This window comes from Pseudomonas sp. H1_D04 (genome assembly GCF_054683855.1).
Window position 1 is genome coordinate 2,800,520 of sequence record NZ_CP162826.1, and the last position, 21,107, is coordinate 2,821,626.

General features: G+C 59.7%; 23 protein-coding genes. 15 read left to right on the forward strand and 8 right to left on the reverse strand.

The window, feature by feature from the left end:
• Positions 1-153: 153 nt before the first annotated feature.
• From AB4N82_RS12840 to AB4N82_RS12895, 12 genes are all read left to right on the forward strand, one after another.
• A complete protein-coding gene (locus AB4N82_RS12840; RefSeq protein ID WP_032883846.1) occupies positions 154-1,266 on the forward strand; it encodes an ABC transporter ATP-binding protein in 1,113 nt (370 codons plus the stop codon).
• A gap of 43 nt (positions 1,267-1,309) precedes the next feature.
• The gene (locus AB4N82_RS12845; RefSeq protein WP_032883845.1) at positions 1,310-2,350 is read left to right on the forward strand and encodes an ABC transporter substrate-binding protein; all 1,041 of its coding nucleotides are present in this window, start codon (positions 1,310-1,312) and stop codon (positions 2,348-2,350) included.
• A 214-nt stretch (positions 2,351-2,564) separates the two neighbouring features.
• Positions 2,565-3,812 carry an ABC transporter permease gene (locus AB4N82_RS12850; protein ID WP_032883844.1) on the forward strand — a complete coding sequence of 416 codons (1,248 nt, stop codon included), beginning with the start codon at positions 2,565-2,567 and terminating at the stop codon, positions 3,810-3,812.
• Between the two features lie 12 nt (positions 3,813-3,824).
• Entirely contained in the window at positions 3,825-4,649 is an 825-nt protein-coding gene (locus tag AB4N82_RS12855; RefSeq protein WP_017739612.1) for an ABC transporter permease, read from the forward strand.
• A gap of 140 nt (positions 4,650-4,789) precedes the next feature.
• Positions 4,790-5,938, forward strand: a complete 1,149-nt coding sequence (locus AB4N82_RS12860) for an iron-containing alcohol dehydrogenase (RefSeq protein ID WP_032883843.1) — start codon at positions 4,790-4,792, stop codon at positions 5,936-5,938.
• Positions 5,939-6,022: 84 nt separating this feature from the next.
• Positions 6,023-6,697, forward strand: a complete 675-nt coding sequence (rpe, locus tag AB4N82_RS12865) for a ribulose-phosphate 3-epimerase (protein ID WP_122763569.1) — start codon at positions 6,023-6,025, stop codon at positions 6,695-6,697.
• Positions 6,694-7,512: a phosphoglycolate phosphatase gene (locus AB4N82_RS12870; RefSeq protein ID WP_099601621.1), complete on the forward strand. Its 819-nt coding sequence runs from the start codon at positions 6,694-6,696 to the stop codon at positions 7,510-7,512. Before rpe ends, AB4N82_RS12870 begins: the two co-directional genes overlap by 4 nt.
• A 70-nt stretch (positions 7,513-7,582) precedes the next feature.
• Positions 7,583-9,064, forward strand: coding sequence for an anthranilate synthase component I (gene trpE / locus AB4N82_RS12875; RefSeq protein ID WP_032883839.1), 1,482 nt, complete (start codon positions 7,583-7,585; stop codon positions 9,062-9,064).
• A 9-nt stretch (positions 9,065-9,073) separates the two neighbouring features.
• A complete protein-coding gene (locus AB4N82_RS12880; RefSeq protein WP_024077700.1) occupies positions 9,074-9,667 on the forward strand; it encodes an aminodeoxychorismate/anthranilate synthase component II in 594 nt (197 codons plus the stop codon).
• Positions 9,668-9,676: 9 nt separating this feature from the next.
• Positions 9,677-10,726 carry an anthranilate phosphoribosyltransferase gene (trpD, locus tag AB4N82_RS12885; RefSeq protein WP_032883837.1) on the forward strand — a complete coding sequence of 350 codons (1,050 nt, stop codon included), beginning with the start codon at positions 9,677-9,679 and terminating at the stop codon, positions 10,724-10,726.
• The gene (gene trpC / locus AB4N82_RS12890; protein ID WP_122763568.1) at positions 10,723-11,559 is read left to right on the forward strand and encodes an indole-3-glycerol phosphate synthase TrpC; all 837 of its coding nucleotides are present in this window, start codon (positions 10,723-10,725) and stop codon (positions 11,557-11,559) included. Before trpD ends, trpC begins: the two co-directional genes overlap by 4 nt.
• 161 nt (positions 11,560-11,720) lie before the next feature.
• Positions 11,721-12,416 carry a lipoate--protein ligase family protein gene (locus AB4N82_RS12895; protein WP_032883833.1) on the forward strand — a complete coding sequence of 232 codons (696 nt, stop codon included), beginning with the start codon at positions 11,721-11,723 and terminating at the stop codon, positions 12,414-12,416.
• Here the strand turns inward: AB4N82_RS12895 and crp are convergent.
• Positions 12,413-13,057, reverse strand: coding sequence for a cAMP-activated global transcriptional regulator CRP (gene crp / locus AB4N82_RS12900; RefSeq protein WP_032883832.1), 645 nt, complete (start codon positions 13,055-13,057; stop codon positions 12,413-12,415). The two genes, AB4N82_RS12895 and crp, sit on opposite strands and share 4 nt — an antisense overlap.
• Positions 13,058-13,302: 245 nt before the next feature.
• On the opposite strand from crp, the gene AB4N82_RS12905 reads away from it, so the two are divergent.
• Complete coding sequence (locus AB4N82_RS12905) at positions 13,303-13,725, forward strand: OsmC family protein (RefSeq protein WP_003176451.1); 423 nt, start codon at positions 13,303-13,305, stop codon at positions 13,723-13,725.
• Positions 13,726-13,787: 62 nt separating this feature from the next.
• On the opposite strand, the gene coq7 is transcribed toward AB4N82_RS12905, so the two are convergent.
• The 6 genes from coq7 to hemJ all read right to left on the reverse strand — a co-directional run bounded on the left by coq7 (position 13,788) and on the right by hemJ (position 18,258).
• A complete protein-coding gene (gene coq7, locus AB4N82_RS12910; RefSeq protein ID WP_122681328.1) occupies positions 13,788-14,435 on the reverse strand; it encodes a 2-polyprenyl-3-methyl-6-methoxy-1,4-benzoquinone monooxygenase in 648 nt (215 codons plus the stop codon).
• A gap of 138 nt (positions 14,436-14,573) precedes the next feature.
• Positions 14,574-14,912: a histidine triad nucleotide-binding protein gene (locus AB4N82_RS12915; RefSeq protein WP_032883829.1), complete on the reverse strand. Its 339-nt coding sequence runs from the start codon at positions 14,910-14,912 to the stop codon at positions 14,574-14,576.
• A gap of 47 nt (positions 14,913-14,959) precedes the next feature.
• Positions 14,960-15,748, reverse strand: coding sequence for an SDR family NAD(P)-dependent oxidoreductase (locus tag AB4N82_RS12920; protein WP_032883828.1), 789 nt, complete (start codon positions 15,746-15,748; stop codon positions 14,960-14,962).
• Between the two features lie 60 nt (positions 15,749-15,808).
• Positions 15,809-16,774: a DUF805 domain-containing protein gene (locus tag AB4N82_RS12925; protein ID WP_122763566.1), complete on the reverse strand. Its 966-nt coding sequence runs from the start codon at positions 16,772-16,774 to the stop codon at positions 15,809-15,811.
• Positions 16,775-16,842: 68 nt separating this feature from the next.
• Positions 16,843-17,805, reverse strand: coding sequence for an NAD(P)H-dependent flavin oxidoreductase (locus tag AB4N82_RS12930; RefSeq protein WP_099600893.1), 963 nt, complete (start codon positions 17,803-17,805; stop codon positions 16,843-16,845).
• Positions 17,806-17,829: 24 nt separating this feature from the next.
• Positions 17,830-18,258: a protoporphyrinogen oxidase HemJ gene (gene hemJ, locus AB4N82_RS12935; protein ID WP_032883825.1), complete on the reverse strand. Its 429-nt coding sequence runs from the start codon at positions 18,256-18,258 to the stop codon at positions 17,830-17,832.
• Between the two features lie 134 nt (positions 18,259-18,392).
• On the opposite strand from hemJ, the gene argC reads away from it, so the two are divergent.
• Together argC and erpA are read left to right on the forward strand one after the other, a co-directional pair.
• Positions 18,393-19,427 carry an N-acetyl-gamma-glutamyl-phosphate reductase gene (gene argC / locus AB4N82_RS12940; protein WP_010206935.1) on the forward strand — a complete coding sequence of 345 codons (1,035 nt, stop codon included), beginning with the start codon at positions 18,393-18,395 and terminating at the stop codon, positions 19,425-19,427.
• A gap of 165 nt (positions 19,428-19,592) precedes the next feature.
• Positions 19,593-19,943 carry an iron-sulfur cluster insertion protein ErpA gene (erpA, locus tag AB4N82_RS12945; RefSeq protein ID WP_003176443.1) on the forward strand — a complete coding sequence of 117 codons (351 nt, stop codon included), beginning with the start codon at positions 19,593-19,595 and terminating at the stop codon, positions 19,941-19,943.
• A gap of 69 nt (positions 19,944-20,012) precedes the next feature.
• Here erpA and AB4N82_RS12950 read toward each other — a convergent pair whose 3' ends face one another.
• Positions 20,013-21,104, reverse strand: a complete 1,092-nt coding sequence (locus AB4N82_RS12950) for an anhydro-N-acetylmuramic acid kinase (protein WP_122763565.1) — start codon at positions 21,102-21,104, stop codon at positions 20,013-20,015.
• Between the last annotated feature and the right edge of the window lie 3 nt (positions 21,105-21,107).

Below are 21,107 nucleotides of genomic sequence, written 5' to 3' on the forward strand. Positions count from 1 at the left end.
GCAGCACTGTTCCATCCCCGCCATCCGTGTAGGGCAATCCCTACCCCCAAGCTTCCATCCTGCTGATGCAATTCTCTCCTGGCCCCCGATTTCCGGGGCCTCGCGCCTGGACTACGCTTGTGCCACAGCAGTCCAAAACACAAAGGTGCGGGTATGAGCGAGGTGGATTCAAATGATGTGCTGGTCAGCTTTCGTGGCGTGCAGAAGAGCTACGACGGCGAGAACCTGATCGTCAAAGACCTCAACCTGGAAATTCGCAAGGGCGAGTTCCTCACCTTGCTCGGGCCTTCCGGTTCGGGCAAGACCACCAGCCTGATGATGCTCGCCGGGTTTGAGACGCCGACTGCCGGTGAAATCCAGCTGGCCGGGCGCTCCATCAACAACGTGCCGCCGCACAAGCGCGACATTGGCATGGTGTTCCAGAACTACGCGCTGTTCCCGCACATGACCGTGGCCGAGAACCTGGCGTTTCCCTTGTCCGTGCGTGGTTTGAGCAAGACCGATGTCAGTGAGCGGGTCAAGCGCGTGCTGAGCATGGTCCAGCTCGACGCGTTCGCCCAGCGCTACCCGGCGCAACTGTCCGGCGGCCAGCAACAGCGTGTGGCCCTGGCCCGCGCGTTGGTGTTCGAACCGCAACTGGTACTGATGGACGAACCGCTCGGCGCTCTCGACAAGCAATTGCGCGAACACATGCAGATGGAGATCAAGCACCTGCACCAACGTCTCGGCGTGACAGTGGTGTACGTGACCCATGACCAGGGTGAAGCCCTGACCATGTCCGACCGCGTGGCGGTGTTCCATCAGGGCGAGATCCAGCAGATCGCCCCGCCGCGCACGCTGTATGAAGAACCGAAGAACACCTTCGTCGCTAACTTTATTGGCGAGAACAACCGCCTCAACGGCCGCTTGCACAGCCACACCGGCGACCGCTGCGTGGTCGAGCTGGCGCGGGGCGAGAAGGTTGAAGCACTGGCGATCAATGTCGGCCAGATCGGTGGCCCTGTAACGCTATCGGTGCGTCCGGAACGGGTCAGCCTCAATGGCTCCAGCGAAAGCTGCATCAACCGCTTCTCCGGGCGGGTGGCCGAATTTATCTACCTGGGCGACCACGTGCGTGTGCGCCTGGAAGTCTGCGGCAAGACCGATTTTTTTGTGAAACAACCGATTGCCGAGCTGGACCCAGCACTGGCGGTCGGCGACGTGGTACCGATTGGCTGGCAAGTCGAGCACGTTCGCGCACTCGACCCACTTCTAGAGGCGAATTGATCGCCCCATGGCTTCACCAACCCTGCACGTGGAGAGAACAACAATGTTGAGATCCCTGAAGTATTCCGTCCTGGCCTTGAGCTTGATGGGCGCGACACAGGCCATGGCCGGCCCGGACCTGACCGTCGTGTCCTTTGGTGGCGCGAACAAGGCTGCACAGGTCAAGGCCTTCTATGCACCGTGGGAAAGCGCGGGCAACGGCAAGATCGTCGCCGGTGAGTACAACGGTGAGATGGCCAAGGTCAAAGCCATGGTCGACACCAAAAGCGTGTCCTGGGACCTGGTAGAAGTGGAATCGCCGGAACTGTCCCGCGGTTGTGACGAAGACATGTTCGAACCGCTGGACCCGAAACTGTTCGGCGACAGCGCCAACTACGTGAAGGGTGCGATCCAGCCATGCGGCGTGGGTTTCTTCGTATGGTCGACTGTGTTGGCGTACAACGCCGACAAACTGGCTTCCGCGCCAACCAGTTGGGCGGATTTCTGGGACACCAAGAAATTCCCGGGCAAGCGCGGCCTGCGCAAAGGTGCCAAGTACACCCTGGAATTCGCCTTGATGGCCGACGGCGTAGCGCCGAAGGACGTGTACAAAGTGCTGGCCGGCAAAGATGGCCAAGACCGTGCGTTCAAGAAACTCGACGAACTCAAGCCGTCGATCCAATGGTGGGAAGCTGGCGCACAACCGCCGCAGTACCTCGCATCGGGTGACGTGGTGATGAGCTCGGCTTACAACGGCCGAATCGCTGCCGTGCAGAAAGAAAGCAACCTGAAAGTGGTGTGGAACGGCGGCATCTACGACTTCGATGCATGGGCGATTCCAAAAGGCCTGGCCAAGGATCGCGCAGAAGCGGCGAAGAAATTCATCGCCTTCTCGGTCGCACCGCAGCAGCAGAAGACCTACTCGGAAAACATCGCCTACGGCCCGGCCAACACCCAAGCCGTACCGTTGCTGGCCAAGGACATCCTCAAGGACATGCCGACTACGCCAGAGAACATCGCCAACCAGGTGCAGATCGACGTGAGCTTCTGGGCGGACAACGGCGAGCAGCTTGAGCAGCGCTTCAATTCTTGGGCTGCCAAGTAACCCGCCTGCTGTGTTCAATGGGCTTTTGTGGTGAGCGGGCCTGCCCCGCGCTGGACTGCGAAGCAGTCCCAAACCAGGCGCCGTGTTCTGTCTGAAAGAACGCGGTGACTGTCAGAGGGGCCGCTTCGCCGCCCAGCGCGGGGCATGCCCGCTCACCACAGCGTCTGAGCCCAGGCACAGGTTTGTCGTCACTTTCAGATTTTCGGAGTTAGCCATGGCCATCGCCGTTCCCTCGAACGAGGTCAACAGCCCCACCCTCAAGCAGCGCCTGGCGCGTGCCGAGCGGGTCAATCGCTGGAAGGCCCAGGCCTTGATTGCACCGCTGGTGCTGTTTTTGCTGCTGGTGTTTCTGGTGCCGATCGTCGCGCTTTTGTTCAAAAGCGTCGGTAATCCGGAAGTGGTGGGCGGCCTGCCGCGTACCGTGGTGGCGGTGACTGCCTGGGACGGTCGTGGTCTGCCGGGTGAACCGGTGTATCAGGCTCTCAGTGAAGACCTGGGTGAGGCGCGCAAAAACCAGACCCTGGGCGATCTGTCTAAACGCTTGAACATGGAGCTGGCCGGCTATCGCAGCCTGCTGACCAAAACCGCGCGGGCGCTGCCGTTCACCGAAGCCCCTGCCTCCTATAAAGAAGCGCTGGAAACCCTCGACGAACGCTGGGGCGACCCGGCGTACTGGCAAGCGATCCGGCGTAATACCAGCAGCCTGACACCGTTCTACCTGCTGGCGGCCGTCGATCACCGCATCGACGACCTCGGCGAAGTGGCCCCGGCCACCCCGGATCAGGCGATCTATCTGGATATCTTTGCCCGTACCTTCTGGATGGGCCTGGTGATCACCGTGATCTGCCTGTTGTTGGCCTATCCCCTGGCGTATCTGCTGGCCAATCTGCCGGCGCGTAAAAGCAACCTGCTGATGATTCTCGTGCTGCTGCCGTTTTGGACCTCGATCCTGGTGCGAGTGGCAGCGTGGATCGTGCTGTTGCAATCCGGCGGTCTGATCAACAGTGCGCTGATGGGCATGGGCCTGATCGATAAGCCCCTGGAGTTGGTGTTCAACCGCACCGGTGTCTACATCTCCATGGTGCACATCCTGCTGCCGTTCATGATTCTGCCGATCTACAGCGTGATGAAAGGCATCTCGCCGACCTACATGCGTGCGGCGATTTCCCTGGGCTGCCACCCGTTCGCCAGTTTTTGGCGCGTGTACTTCCCGCAGACCTACGCCGGCGTTGGCGCTGGTTGCCTGTTGGTGTTCATCCTGGCGATTGGTTACTACATCACCCCGGCACTGTTGGGCAGCCCGAACGACCAGATGGTCAGCTACTTCGTGGCCTTCTACACCAACACCAGCATCAACTGGGGCATGGCGACGGCGTTGGGCGGCTTACTGCTGCTGGCGACCGTGGTGCTGTACCTGATCTACAACCGTTTGGTCGGCGCCAGCCGCCTGCGCCTGAGCTGAGGAGACCTTGCGATGCTGAGCCCTTATATGTCGCCCGTTGAGCGGGTTTGGTTCTACAGCTTGCGGATCCTCTGCGGCTTGATTCTGCTGTTCCTGATCTTGCCCGTGCTGGTGATCATCCCGCTGTCGTTCAACAGCGGCAGTTTTCTGGTGTACCCGTTGCAGGGCTTCTCGCTGCACTGGTACCAGGACTTCTTCGCTTCAGCTGAATGGATGCGAGCGCTGAAGAACAGCATCATCGTCGCCCCGGCGGCCACCGTGCTGGCCATGGTGTTTGGTACGCTGGCGGCGATTGGCCTGACCCGTGGCAATTTCCCCGGCAAAGCACTGGTCATGGCGCTGGTGATTTCGCCGATGGTGGTACCGGTGGTGATCATCGGCGTGGCCAGCTACCTGTTTTTTGCGCCGCTGGGTTTGGGTAATAGCTTTTTCTCGCTGATCGTGGTGCACGCGGTGTTGGGTGTCCCTTTTGTGATCATCACGGTGTCGGCGACGTTGCAGGGTTTTAACCACAATCTGGTGCGTGCAGCGGCCAGCCTGGGGGCTTCGCCACTGACTGCGTTTCGTCGGGTGACTTTGCCGTTGATTGCGCCGGGGGTGATTTCCGGGGCGCTGTTTGCGTTCGCGACCTCGTTCGACGAGGTGGTGGTGACGCTGTTTCTCGCCGGCCCCGAGCAAGCGACCCTGCCACGGCAGATGTTCAGCGGTATCCGCGAAAACCTCAGCCCCACTATTGCGGCGGCGGCGACGTTGCTGATTGCCTTCTCGGTGTTGCTGTTGCTGACCCTGGAATGGCTGCGCGGCCGTAGCGAGAAACTGCGTACTGCCCAAGTCTAAAACCCAGCACAGAACCCATGTGGGAGGGGGCAAGCCTCCTCCCACACGGGTTCTGTGACCATTCAGCTGCTGAATGAAAGACAACCTGTTTCGGTCAGCTACTCTTGTGCCAGCCCATCGACTAATAAGAGGCCGCGCACATGAGTACTTCCTCATTCAAGATCGCCCACAAATTGCTGACCGGCGCTGGCGCCATCGAACAACTGGCCTTTGAACTCACGCGCCTGGATGTGGATAACCCGCTGATCGTGACCGACGCCGTGCTGGTCAAATCCGGCACCGTGGCGCTGGCGCTTGAACACCTGGGTGAACGCCCCTACGAAATTTTTGATCGCGTGCTGCCCGACCCGGAAATCGCCATCGTCGAAGACTGCATGCAGGCTTATCGCGACGGCGGGCACGACGGCCTGATTGGGCTGGGCGGCGGCAGTGCCATCGACATCGCTAAAAGTGTGGCCGCCTACGCCGGTTACCATGGAGCCCTGGCCGACTTGTTTGGTGTCGACCAGGTACCGCGCAAGGGCCCGCCGCTGATCGCCATCCCGACTACGGCCGGCACGGGCTCGGAGGTGACCAATGTGGCGATCCTCTCCGACAAGGCCGCACAGCTGAAAAAAGGCATCGTCAGCGACTACCTTTTGCCGGATGTGGCGCTGATCAGCCCGCAAATGACCCTGACCTGCCCACGCAGTGTCACCGCCGCCAGTGGTGTAGATGCGCTGGTGCATGCCATTGAGTCCTACCTGTCGCTGAATGCCTCTCCGATCACGGACGCCTTGGCCATCGGCGCAATCAAGCTGATCGCCAAGGCGCTGCCCAAGGCCTACGCCAACCCCGCCAACCTCCAGGCCCGCGACGACATGGCCACCGCCAGCCTGATGGCCGGCATGGCGTTCGGGAATGCCGGGGTGGGTGCGGTGCACGCGTTGGCGTATCCACTGGGCGGGCGTTTCAATATCGCCCATGGCGTGAGTAACGCGCTGTTACTGCCCTATGTGATGCACTGGAACAAGTTGGCGTGTGTCGAGCGGATGCAGGACATTGCCCAGGCCATGGGCGTGAATATCACGGGGTTAAGTGCCAATGACGCGGCCGACCAGGCGGTCGAGGCGATGACGCGACTCTGCGCCGCAGTGGAGATCCCGGAAGGGCTTCACAGTTTCGGGATTCCCGAAGGCGCAATTCCCACCATGGCTGCCGAAGCGGCAGGTATCGAACGGTTGATGCGTAACAACCCGCGCAAGCTCAGCGTGGCGGATATTGAGAAAATCTACCGGGCCGCTTACTAGCCATTGAGCCAGGTCACGGTGCGCGCAGCAAAGCATGAGGTATACAATGCGCGCCATCGTGATTTAGCTCAAAAAAGGTGCGTCATGCAGCCCTTCGTCATTGCTCCATCGATTCTCTCCGCCGATTTTGCCCGCCTGGGTGAGGAAGTGGACAACGTGTTGGCCGCCGGTGCCGACTTCGTGCACTTCGATGTCATGGACAACCACTACGTGCCCAACCTGACCATCGGTCCGATGGTCTGCGCAGCGTTGCGCAAATACGGTATTACCGCGCCGATCGATGCGCACCTGATGGTGAGCCCGGTAGACCGCATCATCGGCGACTTCATCGAAGCCGGTGCAACCTACATCACCTTCCACCCGGAAGCCTCGCTGCACGTCGACCGTACCTTGCAACTGATCCGCGAAGGCGGCTGCAAGGCTGGCCTGGTGTTCAACCCGGCTACCCCGCTGGACGTGCTCAAGTACGTGATGGACAAGGTCGACATGGTGTTGCTGATGAGCGTCAACCCAGGTTTCGGGGGGCAGAAGTTCATCCCCGGCACCCTCGACAAGCTGCGCGAAGCCCGTGCGCTGATCGATGCGTCCGGTCGTGATATCCGCCTGGAAATCGACGGTGGGGTCAACGTCAACAATATCCGTGAAATCGCAGCGGCCGGCGCCGATACGTTCGTGGCCGGTTCGGCGATCTTCAACGCGCCGAACTACCAGGAAGTCATCGACAAGATGCGTGCCGAACTGGCGCTGGCACGTCCATGAGCGGCTTTGAGCAGCTGTTTCCCGGCAAACTGCCACGGTTGGTGATGTTCGATCTGGACGGTACGCTGATCGACTCGGTGCCAGACCTGGCGGCGGCGGTGGACCAAATGCTGCTCAAGCTGGGGCGCAAGCCGGCGGGGATCGAGTCGGTACGCGAATGGGTCGGCAATGGCGTGCAGATGCTGGTGCGCCGGGCCCTGGCTAACCATATCGACGCTGAAGGCGTCGATGACGTGGAAGCCGAGCACGCGCTGGAGTTATTCAATGCTGCTTATGAGGACGGCCACGAACTGACCGTGGTTTACCCCGGCGTGCGCGACACCCTCAAATGGCTGCACAAACAGGGCGTGGAAATGGCCCTGATCACCAACAAGCCGGAGCGCTTCGTCGCGCCGCTGTTGGACCAGATGAAAATCGGCCGGTATTTCCGCTGGATCATCGGTGGCGATACCTTGCCACAGAAGAAACCCGACCCGGCGGCGCTGTTTTTCGTGATGAAAATGGCCAATATCCCGGCGTCCCAGTCGCTGTTTGTCGGCGACTCGCGCAGTGATGTGCAGGCGGCAAAAGCCGCGGGTGTTCAGTGTGTAGCCCTAAGCTACGGTTATAACCATGGCCGGCCGATTGCCGAAGAGTCGCCGGCGCTGGTCATTGATGACCTGCGACTGCTAATCCCCGGTTGCTTGGGAGCGGGCGCTGAGATAACGTTGCCCGACATCGATAAGTCCCCTTCTGGAAATTCCATCGTGGTGGTCACTCGCAAACTCTGGATGAAAGTCATCAAGGCCCTGGCCCGCTGGCGTTGGCGCGCCTGACTGATCCTGGCCGCGCCCTGCGGCACGTTTGCATACCTGACTGTTAGACCCTCACGCCACGAGGCACATCATGATCCGCGAAGAATTCCTGCGTTTGGCCGCTGCCGGCTATAACCGTATCCCCCTGGCCTGCGAAACCCTGGCCGACTTCGACACGCCACTGTCGATCTACCTGAAACTGGCCGACGAGCCCAACTCCTATCTGCTGGAGTCGGTACAGGGCGGCGAGAAGTGGGGCCGTTACTCGATCATCGGTCTGCCATGCCGTACGGTGCTGCGGGTACACGACCATCATGTGAGCATTACCCATGATGGCGTCGAGATCGAAAGCCATGACGTTGAAGACCCGCTTGCCTTCGTCGAAGCCTTCAAGGCGCGCTACAACGTGCCGACCATTGCGGGTCTGCCGCGTTTTAACGGCGGGCTGGTGGGTTACTTCGGCTACGACTGCGTGCGTTACGTGGAAAAACGCCTGGGCAAATGCCCGAACCCGGACCCGCTGGGCGTGCCGGATATTCTGCTGATGGTGTCTGACGCGGTGGTGGTTTTCGACAACCTCGCCGGCAAGATGCACGCGATTGTGCTCGCTGACCCATCCCAAGCTGACGCCTTCGAACAGGGCCTAGCCAGCCTGGAAGCCCTTCTGGAAAAACTGCGCCAGCCGATCACCCCGCGTCGCGGCCTGGACCTCAGCCGTCCACCGGCGAGCGATCCGGTGTTCCGCTCCAGCTTTACCCAGGATGACTACGAGCGCGCCGTCGATACCATCAAGGAATACATCCTCGCCGGTGACTGCATGCAGGTGGTGCCGTCGCAACGTATGTCCATCGACTTCAAGGCCGCGCCTATCGACCTGTACCGGGCGCTGCGCTGCTTCAACCCGACGCCGTACATGTACTTCTTCAACTTTGGTGACTTCCACGTAGTGGGTAGCTCGCCGGAAGTGCTGGTGCGTGTCGAGGATAACCTGATCACCGTGCGCCCGATCGCCGGCACTCGTCCGCGTGGCGCGACTGAAGAAGCGGATCTGGCGCTGGAAGAAGACCTGCTCAGTGACGATAAGGAAATCGCCGAGCACTTGATGCTGATCGACCTGGGCCGTAACGACACCGGGCGCGTTTCGGAAATTGGCTCGGTGAAGCTGACCGAGAAGATGGTCATCGAGCGTTATTCCAACGTGATGCACATCGTGTCCAACGTCACCGGTGAACTGAAAGCCGGGTTGACGGCGATGGACGCACTGCGGGCGATTCTGCCGGCGGGCACGTTGTCGGGCGCGCCGAAGATTCGCGCGATGGAAATCATCGACGAGTTGGAACCGGTCAAGCGTGGTGTCTACGGCGGCGCCGTGGGGTATTTCGCCTGGAACGGCAACATGGACACCGCTATTGCGATCCGCACGGCAGTGATCAAGGACGGGGAGCTGCATGTGCAGGCCGGTGGCGGGATCGTCGCCGACTCGGTACCGGCCCTCGAATGGGAAGAAACCCTGAACAAGCGCCGCGCGATGTTCCGCGCTGTTGCGCTGGCTGAACAGACCCCCAATTCCTGAGGTTTCCCCATGTTGCTGATGATTGATAACTACGATTCCTTTACCTACAACGTTGTGCAGTACCTGGGCGAACTCGGTGCCGAGGTCAAGGTGGTGCGCAACGACGAGCTGACCGTGGCCGAGATCGCCGCGCTGAATCCCGAGCGCATCGTGGTTTCGCCGGGCCCGTGCACGCCGACCGAGGCGGGTATTTCTCTCGAAGCCATCAAGTACTTCGCCGGCAAGCTGCCAATCCTGGGTGTATGCCTGGGCCACCAATCCATTGGCCAGGCCTTTGGTGGTGACGTGGTGCGTGCGCGCCAAGTGATGCACGGCAAGACCAGTCCGGTGTTCCATAAGGACTTGGGCGTATTCCAGGCACTCAACAACCCGGTGACTGTGACTCGCTACCACTCGCTGGTGGTCAAGCGCGAAACCCTGCCGGAATGTCTGGAGCTGACTGCCTGGACACAGCTGGAAGACGGCTCGGTCGACGAGATCATGGGCCTGCGTCACAAGACACTGAACATCGAAGGGGTGCAATTTCACCCCGAGTCGATCCTGACCGAGCAGGGCTACGAGCTGTTCGCCAACTTTCTCAAGCAGAGCGGCGGCACGCGCTAAGGACTTTCCATGGATATCAAGACTGCCCTGAGCCGTATCGTCGGCCATCTGGACCTGAGCACCGCTGAAATGAGCGATGTGATGCGCGAGATCATGACCGGCCAATGCACTGACGCGCAGATCGGCGCGTTTATGATGGCAATGCGCATGAAGAGCGAGAGCATCGACGAGATCGTCGGCGCGGTTTCGGTGATGCGTGAGTTGGCCGACAAGGTCGAGCTTAAAACCCTCGACGGTGTGGTCGATGTGGTTGGCACCGGCGGCGACGGTGCGAATATTTTCAACGTGTCGACGGCTTCATCCTTTGTGGTCGCGGCGGCGGGCTGCACCGTGGCCAAGCACGGTAACCGTGCGGTGTCCGGTAAGAGCGGCAGTGCCGACCTGCTGGAAGCGGCCGGTATCTACTTGAACCTGACACCGGTACAAGTGGCGCGCTGCATCGACAACGTCGGCATCGGCTTTATGTTTGCCCAGTCCCATCATGGTGCAATGAAGCACGCCGCCGGTCCGCGCAAAGACCTTGGCCTGCGTACGCTGTTCAACATGCTCGGCCCGCTTACGAATCCGGCCGGTGTAAAGCACCAGGTGGTGGGTGTATTCAGTCAGGCGTTGTGCAAACCGTTGGCTGAAGTGCTGCAACGGCTGGGCAGCAAGCATGTGCTGGTGGTGCATTCCAAAGATGGCCTGGATGAATTCAGCCTGGCCGCGCCGACCTTTGTGGCGGAGCTGAAGAATGACCAGATCACCGAGTATTGGGTCGAGCCAGAAGACCTGGGCATGAAGAGCCAGAGCCTGCATGGCTTGGCGGTAGAAAGCCCGGCGGCGTCCCTGGAGTTGATTCGCGATGCCCTGGGGCGGCGTAAGACTGAGAACGGTCAAAAAGCTGCGGAAATGATTGTTCTGAATGCTGGCGCGGCACTTTACGCTGCCGACCATGCCTATAGTCTTAAGGAAGGTGTCGAATTGGCCCACGATGCGCTGCACACCGGTCTGGCTCGTGAAAAGCTCGAAGAGCTGGGAGCATTCACCGCTGTATTCAAGATGGAGAATGAAGGATGAGTGTTCCGACCGTTCTGGAAAAGATCCTGGCCCGCAAGGCTGAAGAAGTCGCCGAACGCCGTGCCCGTGTGAGCCTGGCCGAGCTGGAAGCCCAAGCGAAAGCTGCTGACGCACCGCGTGGATTTGCCAATGCACTGATCGCCCAGGCCAAGCTCAAGCATCCGGCGGTGATCGCGGAGATCAAGAAGGCTTCGCCGAGCAAGGGTGTTATCCGCGAGCACTTTGTGCCAGCGGAAATCGCGGTCAGCTACGAAAAGGGCGGGGCGACATGCCTGTCCGTATTGACTGACATCGATTATTTCCTGGGTTCCGACCTGTTCCTGCAGCAGGCCCGTGCGGCGTGCAAGTTACCGGTGATCCGCAAGGATTTCATGGTCGACCCGTACCAGATCGTCGAAGCCCGTGCCTTGGGCGCCGACTGCGTTCTGCTGATCGTCTCCGCTCTGGATGACGTGAAGATGGCCGAGTTGGCGGCCGTGGCCAAAAGCGTCGGCCTGGACGTGCTGGTGGAAGTGCACGACGGCGATGAGCTGGAGCGCGCACTCAAAACCCTCGACACACCGCTGGTGGGGGTCAACAACCGTAACCTGCACACCTTTGAAGTCAGCCTGGAAAACACTCTCGACCTGCTGCCGCGTATTCCACGCGACCGCCTGGTGATCACTGAGAGCGGCATTGTTAACCGCGCCGACGTGGAGCTGATGGAAATCAGCAACGTGTACTCGTTCCTGGTGGGCGAGACCTTCATGCGCGCCGAGAACCCGGGGGCGGAACTGCAGCGTCTGTTCTTCCCGGAGCGTGGCGTGGCGGTCAGCGGTTCAACTCTCGATTGATTTGACCCACGGTCAATATTTGAAATGCAGTCAAATGTGGGAGGGGGCTTGCTCCCGATAGCGGAGTGTCAGTTGACTTGTTCATCAACTGACAGAATGCCATCGGGAGCAAGCCCCCTCCCACATTGGGTCCTGTGGTTATGCCGATAGGTAGGTGTTAGATGACTCAGCCAGTAAAGATGACCGTCGAAGCAGGCCTTGCCGCCGAGCAAGCCTTGTTGGCTGCCGTTTGTGCTGGTGACCAGGAGTTCGGCCTGCTGTTCTGGCAACCCAGTGATCAAGCCTTGGTGATGCCGCGTCGTCTGAGTCGGTTGCCGGCATTCGAAGCCGCCAGCCAAGTCTCGGCTGATTACGGTTGGCCGGTGTTGCTGCGTGAGACCGGTGGCGAACCGGTGCCGCAGTCCAGCGCTACGGTCAATATCGCCCTGGTCTACGCTCCGCCGCGCAGTGAAGGCGATCAAGGCCGCATCGAAACCGGTTACCAGCGCCTATGCCAGCCGATCTGCGATTTACTCATCGAGTTGGGCGGCGATGCCTCCGTCGGGGAAATCGAAGGTGCATTCTGCGACGGTCGTTACAACGTCAACCTGAACGGGCGCAAAATGGTCGGCACGGCTCAGCGCTGGCGGCAAAGCGGTGGCCGCCCGGTAGGGTTGGTGCACGGTGCGTTGTTGCTGGATAACGATCGCGAAGAACTGATCGCGGCGGTCAATCGCTTCAACGAAGCCTGCGGTCTGGAGCAACGGGTTCGTGCCGACAGCCATATCGCCTTGCACGAAGCTTTCCCCGCGCCGGATGCCATCAGCCGATTGGATACCTTGTACCGTCAGATGCTGGCCAGCTTCCTGCCGGGTTAGCGAGTACCGAACACAACCATTGTCTTGCCTTTGACGTGCACCAGGTTGCGCTCCTCCAGGTCCTTGAGCACGCGGCCGACCATCTCTCGTGAACAGCCGACAATTCGCCCGATTTCCTGACGGGTGATCTTGATTTGCATGCCGTCGGGATGAGTCATTGCATCGGGCTGTTTGCACAGCTCCAGCAGGCAACGGGCCACGCGACCGGTAACGTCGAAGAATGCCAAGTCGCCGACCTTGCGCGTGGTGTCACGCAGGCGCTGGGCGATCTGACCGCTGAGTGCGTAGAGAATGTCGGGATCGTGTTGAGCCAGCTCGCGAAATTTGGTGTAACTGATCTCGGCCACTTCGCACTCGACCTTGGCCCGCACCCAGGCGCTACGCTCCTGTTCCTTGCCGGCTTGCTCAAACAGCCCCAGTTCCCCGAAGAAATCCCCCGTGTTCAGGTAGGCGATGATCATCTCGCGGCCGTCTTCATCCTCGATCAGAATGGTGACTGAGCCCTTGATAATGAAGAACAACGTTTCGGAGCGCTCGCCGGCGCAGATGATGTTGTGCTTGGCCGGGTAACGTCGGCGCTGGCAATGCATCAGCAGCTTGTCGAGATTCTTGATCTTGGGTATGGGCGTCAGAGCAACCATGGTTGTATCCCGAAAGGCAGCGCGAGGTGGTTGGAATTGTTGTACTCGGCGGTATCGGCATTGATACACGCTTTATAAAGGGTGGCAATGCGCCACTCATTTGGCGTCAGCTTAACAGACACATTCTGACTCGATTAGCCAATTTACCGAGCAAGCCCCGTTATTGATCACATAGATGGGAAACGCTGTCGCGCTCAGGCCCTGTGCTAAGCTGGCGACCCTTTTTTAGCAGTGGAGTCTGGGCGATGAAGGCACGCATCCAATGGGCGGGCGAAGCCATGTTCCTCGGTGAGTCGGGCAGTGGCCATGTAGTGGTCATGGATGGCCCGCCTGAAGCCGGTGGCCGCAACCTGGGCGTACGTCCGATGGAAATGCTCCTGCTGGGCGTGGGCGGTTGCAGCAATTTCGACGTGGTCAGCATCCTGAAAAAATCCCGACAGGCTGTGGAAAGCTGTGAAGCCTTCCTGGAAGCCGAGCGCGCCACTGAAGATCCCAAGGTGTTCACCAAGATCCATATGCACTTCGTGGTGAAGGGCCGAGGGCTGAAGGAGGCTCAGGTCAAGCGCGCCATCGAGCTGTCGGCAGAGAAGTACTGCTCGGCGTCGATCATGCTCGGTGCGGCCGGCGTGGCCATTACCCATGACTACGAGATTATCGAGTTGGGTTAATCGCCGATTGGCAAAAGAAAAGGGCGCTTTGAAAGCGCCCTTTTTTTCGGCTGCAGGTTTGCTCAGACGCGGTAGGTGCTTTTGGTCATGACCTTGGCAAGTAGGCTCATGCCGAAACGCACTGGCGCCGGGAAGCGGAAACCGCCTGCATCCAGTGCGCTTTCAGCGTGGTGTTCTTCATCGATACGCATCTGCTCAAGAATGGCCCGGGATTTTTCGTCTTCGGCCGGCAATTGCTCCAGGTGTTCATCCAAGTGCTTGCACACTTGATGTTCAGTCGCGGCGACAAAACCGAGGCTGACCTTGTCACTGATCAAGCCGGCAGCAGCGCCGATGCCGAACGACAAACCGTAAAACAGTGGATTCAGCACGCTGGGATGGCTACCCAGTTGACGGATGCGTTGCTCGCACCAGGCCAGGTGGTCGATTTCTTCCTCGGCCGCGTGCTCCATGGCCGCGCGTACCTGCGGCAGCTTGGCAGTCAGTGCCTGGCCTTGGTAAAGCGCCTGGGCACAGACTTCGCCGGTATGGTTGATGCGCATCAGGCCGGCGACATGACGAGTGTCGGTCTCGCTCATCTGCGCGTCAGGTTGCAGGATGGCGGGCGACGGACGGTACGGTTGGCCACTGAAGGGCAGGAGTGTGCGCATGGCCGTGTCGGCTTGCAGCAATAGGCGATCAATCGGCGAGTAGTGACGTTGGGTAGTCATGCTGACCTCCGGGAAGAATCTCGGCGGCCAGTTTACCGCAAGAGATGGGCAAGCGTTTGCCCTGAGTCAATTTGCCTTTGTGGCGAGGGAGCTTGCTGCCGTCCGGCTGCGTCGCAGTCGCAAACTCCCCAATAATCCTCAGCCCGGTGGCCAGTTCATCTGGCGCTGACCCAGCACGTGCATATGGATGTGATAGACAGTCTGTCCGCCATCCTCATTGCAGTTCATTACTACGCGAAACCCTTTCTCGCAGCCTTGTTCCACGGCGAGGCGCTGGGCAGTAAACAGAATGTGCCCGGCCAGGGATTTGTCATCTTCCGTGAGGTCATTGAGGGTGCGGATAGGCTTCTTCGGGATCACCAGAAAATGCACTGGTGCCTGCGGGGCAATATCGTGAAAAGCGAGGACTTGATCATCTTCGTAGATGATCTTCGCGGGTATTTCTCTGTTGATGATCTTGGTGAACAGAGTATCCACAGCTGTTTCTCCATTATGAGCGTGCAGGGGTGAGTGTACCCACGCGGTCAGCGTGGGCAATAGGCCTTGTTGATGGCACCGGCTATTTTGCGCGTCAGCCAGCGCGGGCTTAGACGTGGGCTGAAGGCCAGCCAGCGATTACGGCGGCCGGGGATGATGATGGCTTTGTTCTTTTCCAATGCGCGTACGGTGTAGAGCGCGACCTCTTCCGGGCTCATCAGTTGTTCGCTGCGATCAAGCTTGGCGGTGTCCATTTGCGCGGTACCGAAGAACGCGGTGCGTGTCGGGCCAGGGCAAAGGACCGATACCTTGATGCCGCAGGTCTTCAGTTCTTCGCGCAAACCCTCGGAGAAATGCAACACATAGGCCTTACTGGCGTAGTAACTGCTCATCCACGGACCGGGTTGAAACGCGGCAATCGACGCAACGTTAAGAATTTGTCCGCCGCCCTGCAGCGCCATGGTATTGCCCAGGGCGTGACACATGCGGGTGAGGGCGAGGATGTTGACTTCAATAAGGTCTTGCTCGGTCATCCAGTCCTGGGCCAGGAATGGTCCGCTTGTGCCGATGCCGGCGCAGTTGACCAGCAAATCAATCTGCCGCTCGCCTTCTTCAAGCTCCAACAGGAATCCGGACAAGCGCAGCGGCTCGCCCAGGTCGCAGGCACGAAACAGCACCTCGACGCCGAAGCGCTGAGTCAATTCGATTGCAATGCTTTCCAACTGATCACGCTGGCGGGCCACCAGAATCAAGCTGCGGCCACGACGTGCCAGGGCTTCTGCCAAGGCAAGGCCAATGCCGCTGGAGGCACCGGTGATCAGAGCGTAACGGGTCATGCCTTTCTCCATCGCAACGCCCCCATCAATGATGGAGGCATCACGGATGGGGGCGTTTCTTTACTGTTCTTCTGCAGAGTCTACAGGTTCGGCCGCTTCGTCAGCACTTTGGGCGTCTTCTTCATCAACGATGACGCTTTGATCGGCGTCTTCATCGGAGGTGATGGAGCTGCTTTCGTAGCTGCTGTCGACGTTGGATTCGAGTTGGTCCAGGTAGCCGTTCATGCCCAGCGACACGACGAGGATGAGCATCAGAGGAATGAATGCCAGCCACAGAGAGGCCAGAACCTTTACCGCAGTGGAGTTACGCGGTGGCGGTGCGCCGTATTGGTTGGCACCCGAGTTACCTGGCACTACCAGCAGCAACAGCGGGAAAATGCTGTTTACCAGCGGCACGAGGTTCAGCAGGTACAGCCAGCCAGACCAGCCCAGGTCGTGCAAGCGCTGGACCCCGATTTGCACACTCACGACTACAACCGCAACGAACAGCGCTAAACCGAGCAGCGAGCCAACAATGATGGCTATCGTCGGTGACGCGGTCGCGATGGCGAAGCCTACAGTGCTAAGGATGCCTGCTGCGACGAGCATTGCGACGGTCAGTACCAGCGTCCATGCCAGATACCGCAGACGGCCAATACGGCCATTGATCGTGAAGATCTTGAGATCGGCGTATTCAAGGTGGCTGTCACCCACGGCAGCACGCGGAGGCGCGTACGGTGAAGCGGCTGGGCGAGAGAAGTCTGTTGCACCAGAGCTCGTCTGGTGTGTTTCGGCAAGGCTGAAGGCTACGGGCTGTTCGGCCTCGATGCGCGCGTCGACGCCAGCGTTCTTCAGAGCGGTGAGGTAGGTTTCGGCGTCGGGGCGTGACAGGTCGCGTTTTAGTGCAACCGGGCGACCGGTGAAGAGTTTCTCGATGTCCTCGACGGTGCTTTTGAACAGCTCAGCCAGGTTCAGCTTGGCCGTGGTGCTTTCGACACCCGGGAGCAAGGCTCCATCAAAAACAATCTTGAAGCGGTTGTCGCTCATGCGGGCTTCCTTGTCACTTATTCAGGTGGGGGTGCGGGCCTGCTCAATTGGCAGGCCTGTCGGTTGGGTCAGCGTGGCCAGCGCAATTGTGCGGCCTGCTCGCGCGCCTTGCGGTATTCGGCATCGAGGCGGGCAACGAGTTCATCGACGCTGGGCAAATCATTAATCTCACCGACGCCTTGGCCGGCGGACCATACGGTCTTCCATGCTTTGGCTTCGTCGCTCAGCGGTTTGAGCTTGGAACCGAAGTTGACTTCGCCTTTGCCTTGCAGGGCGGCGAGGTCGAACCCGGCATTTTCCAGGCTTTGGCGCATAAAGCTAGCGGGAACGCCGGAGACTGCGGGAGTGTGCACGATGTCGGCGGCGCGCGATGTGAGCAGCATCTCTTTATAGGCATCTGGGGCGTGGCTTTCGGCGGTACCGATGAAGCGCGTGCCGAAATATGCCAGGTCTGCGCCCAGTAACTGGGCGGCGAGGATTTCGTGTCCATGATTGAGGCACCCGGCCAGCAGCAGGGTTTTGTCGAAGAACTGTCGAATCTCGGCAATCAGCGAGAACGGGCTCCAGGTGCCGGCATGGCCACCGGCACCGGCAGCCACAGCAATCAGGCCATCTACACCGGCTTCAGCGGCTTTTTCGGCATGGCGCCGGGTGGTGACATCGTGGAACACCAGCCCGCCGTAGCTGTGCACGGCATCTACCAACTCCTTCACCGCGCCCAAACTGGTGATCACGATCGGCACCTTGTGCTCAACGCAGATCGCCAGATCCGCCTCCAGGCGAGGGTTACTGTTGTGCACGATAAGGTTGACGGCGTACGGCGCTGGATTGTCCAACTGCGCAAGGCCCGCTTCGATTTCCTCCAGCCAGGCTTTGAAGCCACTGCTCTCGCGCTGGTTGAGCGCAGGAAAGCTCCCGACCACGCCATTGCGGCAGCAGGCCAGGACCAGTTGTGGATTGGAAATCAGGAACATCGGCGCAGCCACCACGGGCAGGCGCAGACGTTGTTCAAGCAGAGCGGGCAGCGACATTGGAGGTACCCCGAGTAATTGAAGTTAGAACGGTTTGACTACGACCAAAATTACGATAGCCAGCAATATCAGAACCGGGACTTCATTGAACCAGCGATAAAAGACATGGCTGCGGGTGTTTTCGCCACGGGCGAAACGTTTTACCTGTGCGCCACACATGTGGTGATAGCCGATCAACAGTACAACGAGGGTCAGCTTGGCGTGGATCCAGCCGCCGGACTGAAAGATGCCGGGGTTGAGGGCAATCAGCCAGATGCCGAATGCCAGGGAGGCAATCATCGCCGGGCCCATGATGCCGCGGTACAACTTGCGCTCCATGATGCTGAAGCGCTCCTTGCTGACGGTGTCCTCGCTTTGGGCGTGGTAGACGAACAGGCGCGGCAGGTAGAACAGCCCGGCAAACCAGCAGACGATGCTGATGATGTGGAAGGCTTTGACCCATAGATAAAGCATTTTTAGTTATTCCCAGGTTCACGGTAGCGAAGATAGTAGTGGCTCATGCGCCCATACGTCACGTTGACGGTTGTCGCAGGGCGATACGGCCCCTATTATCGACGGCTTTCCAGTGGTTCGTTGAGGGCAGGTTTATGGTCAAGGTCGGTATCGTCGGCGGCACGGGTTACACCGGTGTCGAATTGCTGCGTCTGTTGGCTCAGCATCCGCAAGCTGAGGTGGTGGTCATCACCTCTCGATCCGAGGCAGGCCTGGCCGTGGCCGATATGTATCCGAACCTGCGAGGCCACTACGACGGCTTGGCGTTCAGCGTTCCGGACATCAAGACCCTTGGCGCCTGTGACGTGGTCTTCTTCGCCACGCCACATGGTGTTGCCCATGCGCTGGCCGGTGAGTTGCTGGCAGCTGGCACCAAGGTCATTGACCTGTCGGCGGACTTCCGTCTGCAGGACGCCGATGAATGGGCCAAGTGGTACGGTCAGCCACACGGCGCGCCGGAGTTGTTGGAAGAGGCGGTGTATGGCCTGCCTGAAGTCAATCGTGAGCAAATCAAGCAGGCTCGCCTGATCGCGGTGCCGGGTTGCTACCCAACCGCTACGCAGTTGGGCTTTCTGCCGTTGCTTGAAGCTGGGCTGGCGGATGCTTCGCGCCTGATTGCAGACTGCAAGTCGGGCGTCAGCGGTGCAGGCCGTGGTGCTGCGGTAGGGTCGCTGTACTCCGAGACTTCGGAAAGCATGAAGGCTTATGCGGTAAAAGGGCATCGCCACCTGCCGGAAATCCGCCAGGGCCTGCGCCGTGCTGCCGGTAAGGATGTGGGCTTGACCTTTGTGCCGCACCTGACGCCAATGATCCGTGGTATCCACTCAACGCTATACGCAACCGTGGTCGATCGTTCGGTAGACCTGCAGGCGTTGTTTGAAAAGCGCTACGCGAATGAGCCGTTCGTCGACGTAATGCCGGCGGGCAGCCACCCGGAAACCCGTAGCGTGCGTGGCGCCAACGTGTGCCGGATTGCTGTGCACCGTCCGCAGGACGGTGACCTGGTGGTCGTGCTGTCGGTGATCGATAACCTGGTCAAGGGCGCGTCGGGCCAGGCTGTGCAGAACATGAACATCCTATTCGGCTTGGATGAGAAGTTGGGCTTGTCCCATGCCGGCATGCTGCCTTAAGGCGGTTTGTTGATTGCGCAAAAGGCCCGTTGATCGGGCCTTTTGTATTTCTAATGGCGGCGATGCAGATTGATATACCGTAACAATAGTTGACCGATTTTCTAGGAGAAGCGGATAATGCCCGCCATTACGCATATGGCGGCTCTACGCCGGGAGATTATCAGCATGAGCGTTGAATCCTTCACCCCCACGGCTTTGCAATTCACCCACGGTGCTGCGCACAAGGTGAAGAGCCTGGTCGATGAAGAGGGTAATGATCGCTTGAAGCTGCGCGTATTCGTTACGGGCGGCGGTTGTTCAGGGTTTCAGTACGGCTTTACCTTCGATGAAGATGTGGCTGACGATGACACTATCGTTGAGCGCGAGGGCGTGAGCCTGGTTGTAGATCCGATGAGTTTCCAGTACTTGGCGGGCGCCGAGGTGGATTATCAGGAAGGTCTGGAGGGTTCGCGTTTCGTGATCAAGAACCCTAATGCCACCACTACATGCGGTTGCGGGTCTTCGTTCTCGATCTGATCGAGAGTGGATACAAAAACGCCGCTTGGCTTTCATGGGCCACGCGGCGTTTTGCTGTCTGCGGATTAGTCAGGCGGGGTAGATTGCGCCCAGTAACCGTAGTCCGCGCGCGCCAGTGACGCTGGGGCGGTTGGCGGCAATGCCTTCCAGGCAGCAATGGGCCAGCCAGGCGAAGGCCATGGCTTCGACCCAGTCGGGGTCTACGCCGTGAGTGGCTGTGCTGCTGACCTGGGTGGATGGCAGCAGGGCGGCCAGTCGCTTCATCATTGCGGTGTTATGGGCGCCGCCCCCACAGATCAACAGCGTTTCTGTCTGCGATTGTGCGGTTTGCAGGGACTCAACGATGGTCAGGGCGGTCAGTTCCAGCAAGCTGGCCTGCACGTTCTGGGGTTCGAAGGCTGGCAGGCGGCTAAGGTGCTGTTGCAACCATCCCAGGTTGAACACTTCTCGGCCGGTGCTTTTTGGGCCTTTTGTCAGGAAAAACGGGTCGCCGAGCAGAGCGTTGAGCAACTGATGTTCTACTTTGCCGCTGGCTGCCCACTGGCCGTCGCGATCAAAGTGTTCGCCGCGTTGTAGATGAATCCAGGCATCCAGCAGGACATTGCCCGGGCCGCAGTCGAAGCCGGCTACAGGTTTGCCGGTCTCAATCAGGCTGAGGTTGCTGAAACCGCCTACATTCAATACCGCACGGTTGCCGGTGCTTTCGCCAAACAATGCTTCATGAAACGCAGGGACGAGCGGCGCACCCTGGCCGCCGGCGGCTACATCGCGGCTGCGAAAGTCGCTGACCACGGTGATGCCCGTCAGCTCAGTGAGCAAGGCCGGGTTTCCGATCTGCACCGTAAAACCTCGGGCGGGTTCGTGGCGGATAGTCTGACCATGGCTGCCGATCGCGCGGATATCTTGAGGCTTGAGGTTTTGCTGGTCGAGCAGTGTGTGAATGCCTTGAGCGGCGAGGGTAACCCAATGCTGCTGGGCGATCGCTGAACGGGCAATCTCATCCGGGCCGCTAGCGCACAGGCTTAGCAGCTCTGCGCGCAGGGTGTCCGGCATCGGAGTGTAGTGGGTGTCGATCAGATTGACCGCTGCACCTTGTTCGATCAGGGCGATATCCAGGCCGTCGAGGCTGGTCCCGGACATCACACCTATATAGAGCGGCATGAC

Coding starts and splice junctions, on each gene's coding strand:
- AB4N82_RS12905 (WP_003176451.1), top strand. CDS start 13,303: ATGAAGGCACGCATCCAATGGGCGGGCGAAGCCATGTTCCTCGGTGAG.
- rpe (WP_122763569.1), top strand. CDS start 6,023: ATGCAGCCCTTCGTCATTGCTCCATCGATTCTCTCCGCCGATTTTGCC.
- hemJ (WP_032883825.1), bottom strand. CDS start 18,258: ATGCTTTATCTATGGGTCAAAGCCTTCCACATCATCAGCATCGTCTGC.
- AB4N82_RS12920 (WP_032883828.1), bottom strand. CDS start 15,748: ATGACCCGTTACGCTCTGATCACCGGTGCCTCCAGCGGCATTGGCCTT.
- AB4N82_RS12855 (WP_017739612.1), top strand. CDS start 3,825: ATGCTGAGCCCTTATATGTCGCCCGTTGAGCGGGTTTGGTTCTACAGC.
- AB4N82_RS12845 (WP_032883845.1), top strand. CDS start 1,310: ATGTTGAGATCCCTGAAGTATTCCGTCCTGGCCTTGAGCTTGATGGGC.
- AB4N82_RS12895 (WP_032883833.1), top strand. CDS start 11,721: ATGACTCAGCCAGTAAAGATGACCGTCGAAGCAGGCCTTGCCGCCGAG.
- coq7 (WP_122681328.1), bottom strand. CDS start 14,435: ATGACTACCCAACGTCACTACTCGCCGATTGATCGCCTATTGCTGCAA.
- AB4N82_RS12860 (WP_032883843.1), top strand. CDS start 4,790: ATGAGTACTTCCTCATTCAAGATCGCCCACAAATTGCTGACCGGCGCT.
- crp (WP_032883832.1), bottom strand. CDS start 13,057: ATGGTTGCTCTGACGCCCATACCCAAGATCAAGAATCTCGACAAGCTG.
- trpD (WP_032883837.1), top strand. CDS start 9,677: ATGGATATCAAGACTGCCCTGAGCCGTATCGTCGGCCATCTGGACCTG.
- AB4N82_RS12870 (WP_099601621.1), top strand. CDS start 6,694: ATGAGCGGCTTTGAGCAGCTGTTTCCCGGCAAACTGCCACGGTTGGTG.
- AB4N82_RS12880 (WP_024077700.1), top strand. CDS start 9,074: ATGTTGCTGATGATTGATAACTACGATTCCTTTACCTACAACGTTGTG.
- AB4N82_RS12930 (WP_099600893.1), bottom strand. CDS start 17,805: ATGTCGCTGCCCGCTCTGCTTGAACAACGTCTGCGCCTGCCCGTGGTG.
- argC (WP_010206935.1), top strand. CDS start 18,393: ATGGTCAAGGTCGGTATCGTCGGCGGCACGGGTTACACCGGTGTCGAA.
- AB4N82_RS12840 (WP_032883846.1), top strand. CDS start 154: ATGAGCGAGGTGGATTCAAATGATGTGCTGGTCAGCTTTCGTGGCGTG.
- AB4N82_RS12925 (WP_122763566.1), bottom strand. CDS start 16,774: ATGAGCGACAACCGCTTCAAGATTGTTTTTGATGGAGCCTTGCTCCCG.
- trpE (WP_032883839.1), top strand. CDS start 7,583: ATGATCCGCGAAGAATTCCTGCGTTTGGCCGCTGCCGGCTATAACCGT.
- AB4N82_RS12850 (WP_032883844.1), top strand. CDS start 2,565: ATGGCCATCGCCGTTCCCTCGAACGAGGTCAACAGCCCCACCCTCAAG.
- AB4N82_RS12950 (WP_122763565.1), bottom strand. CDS start 21,104: ATGCCGCTCTATATAGGTGTGATGTCCGGGACCAGCCTCGACGGCCTG.
- trpC (WP_122763568.1), top strand. CDS start 10,723: ATGAGTGTTCCGACCGTTCTGGAAAAGATCCTGGCCCGCAAGGCTGAA.
- erpA (WP_003176443.1), top strand. CDS start 19,593: ATGAGCGTTGAATCCTTCACCCCCACGGCTTTGCAATTCACCCACGGT.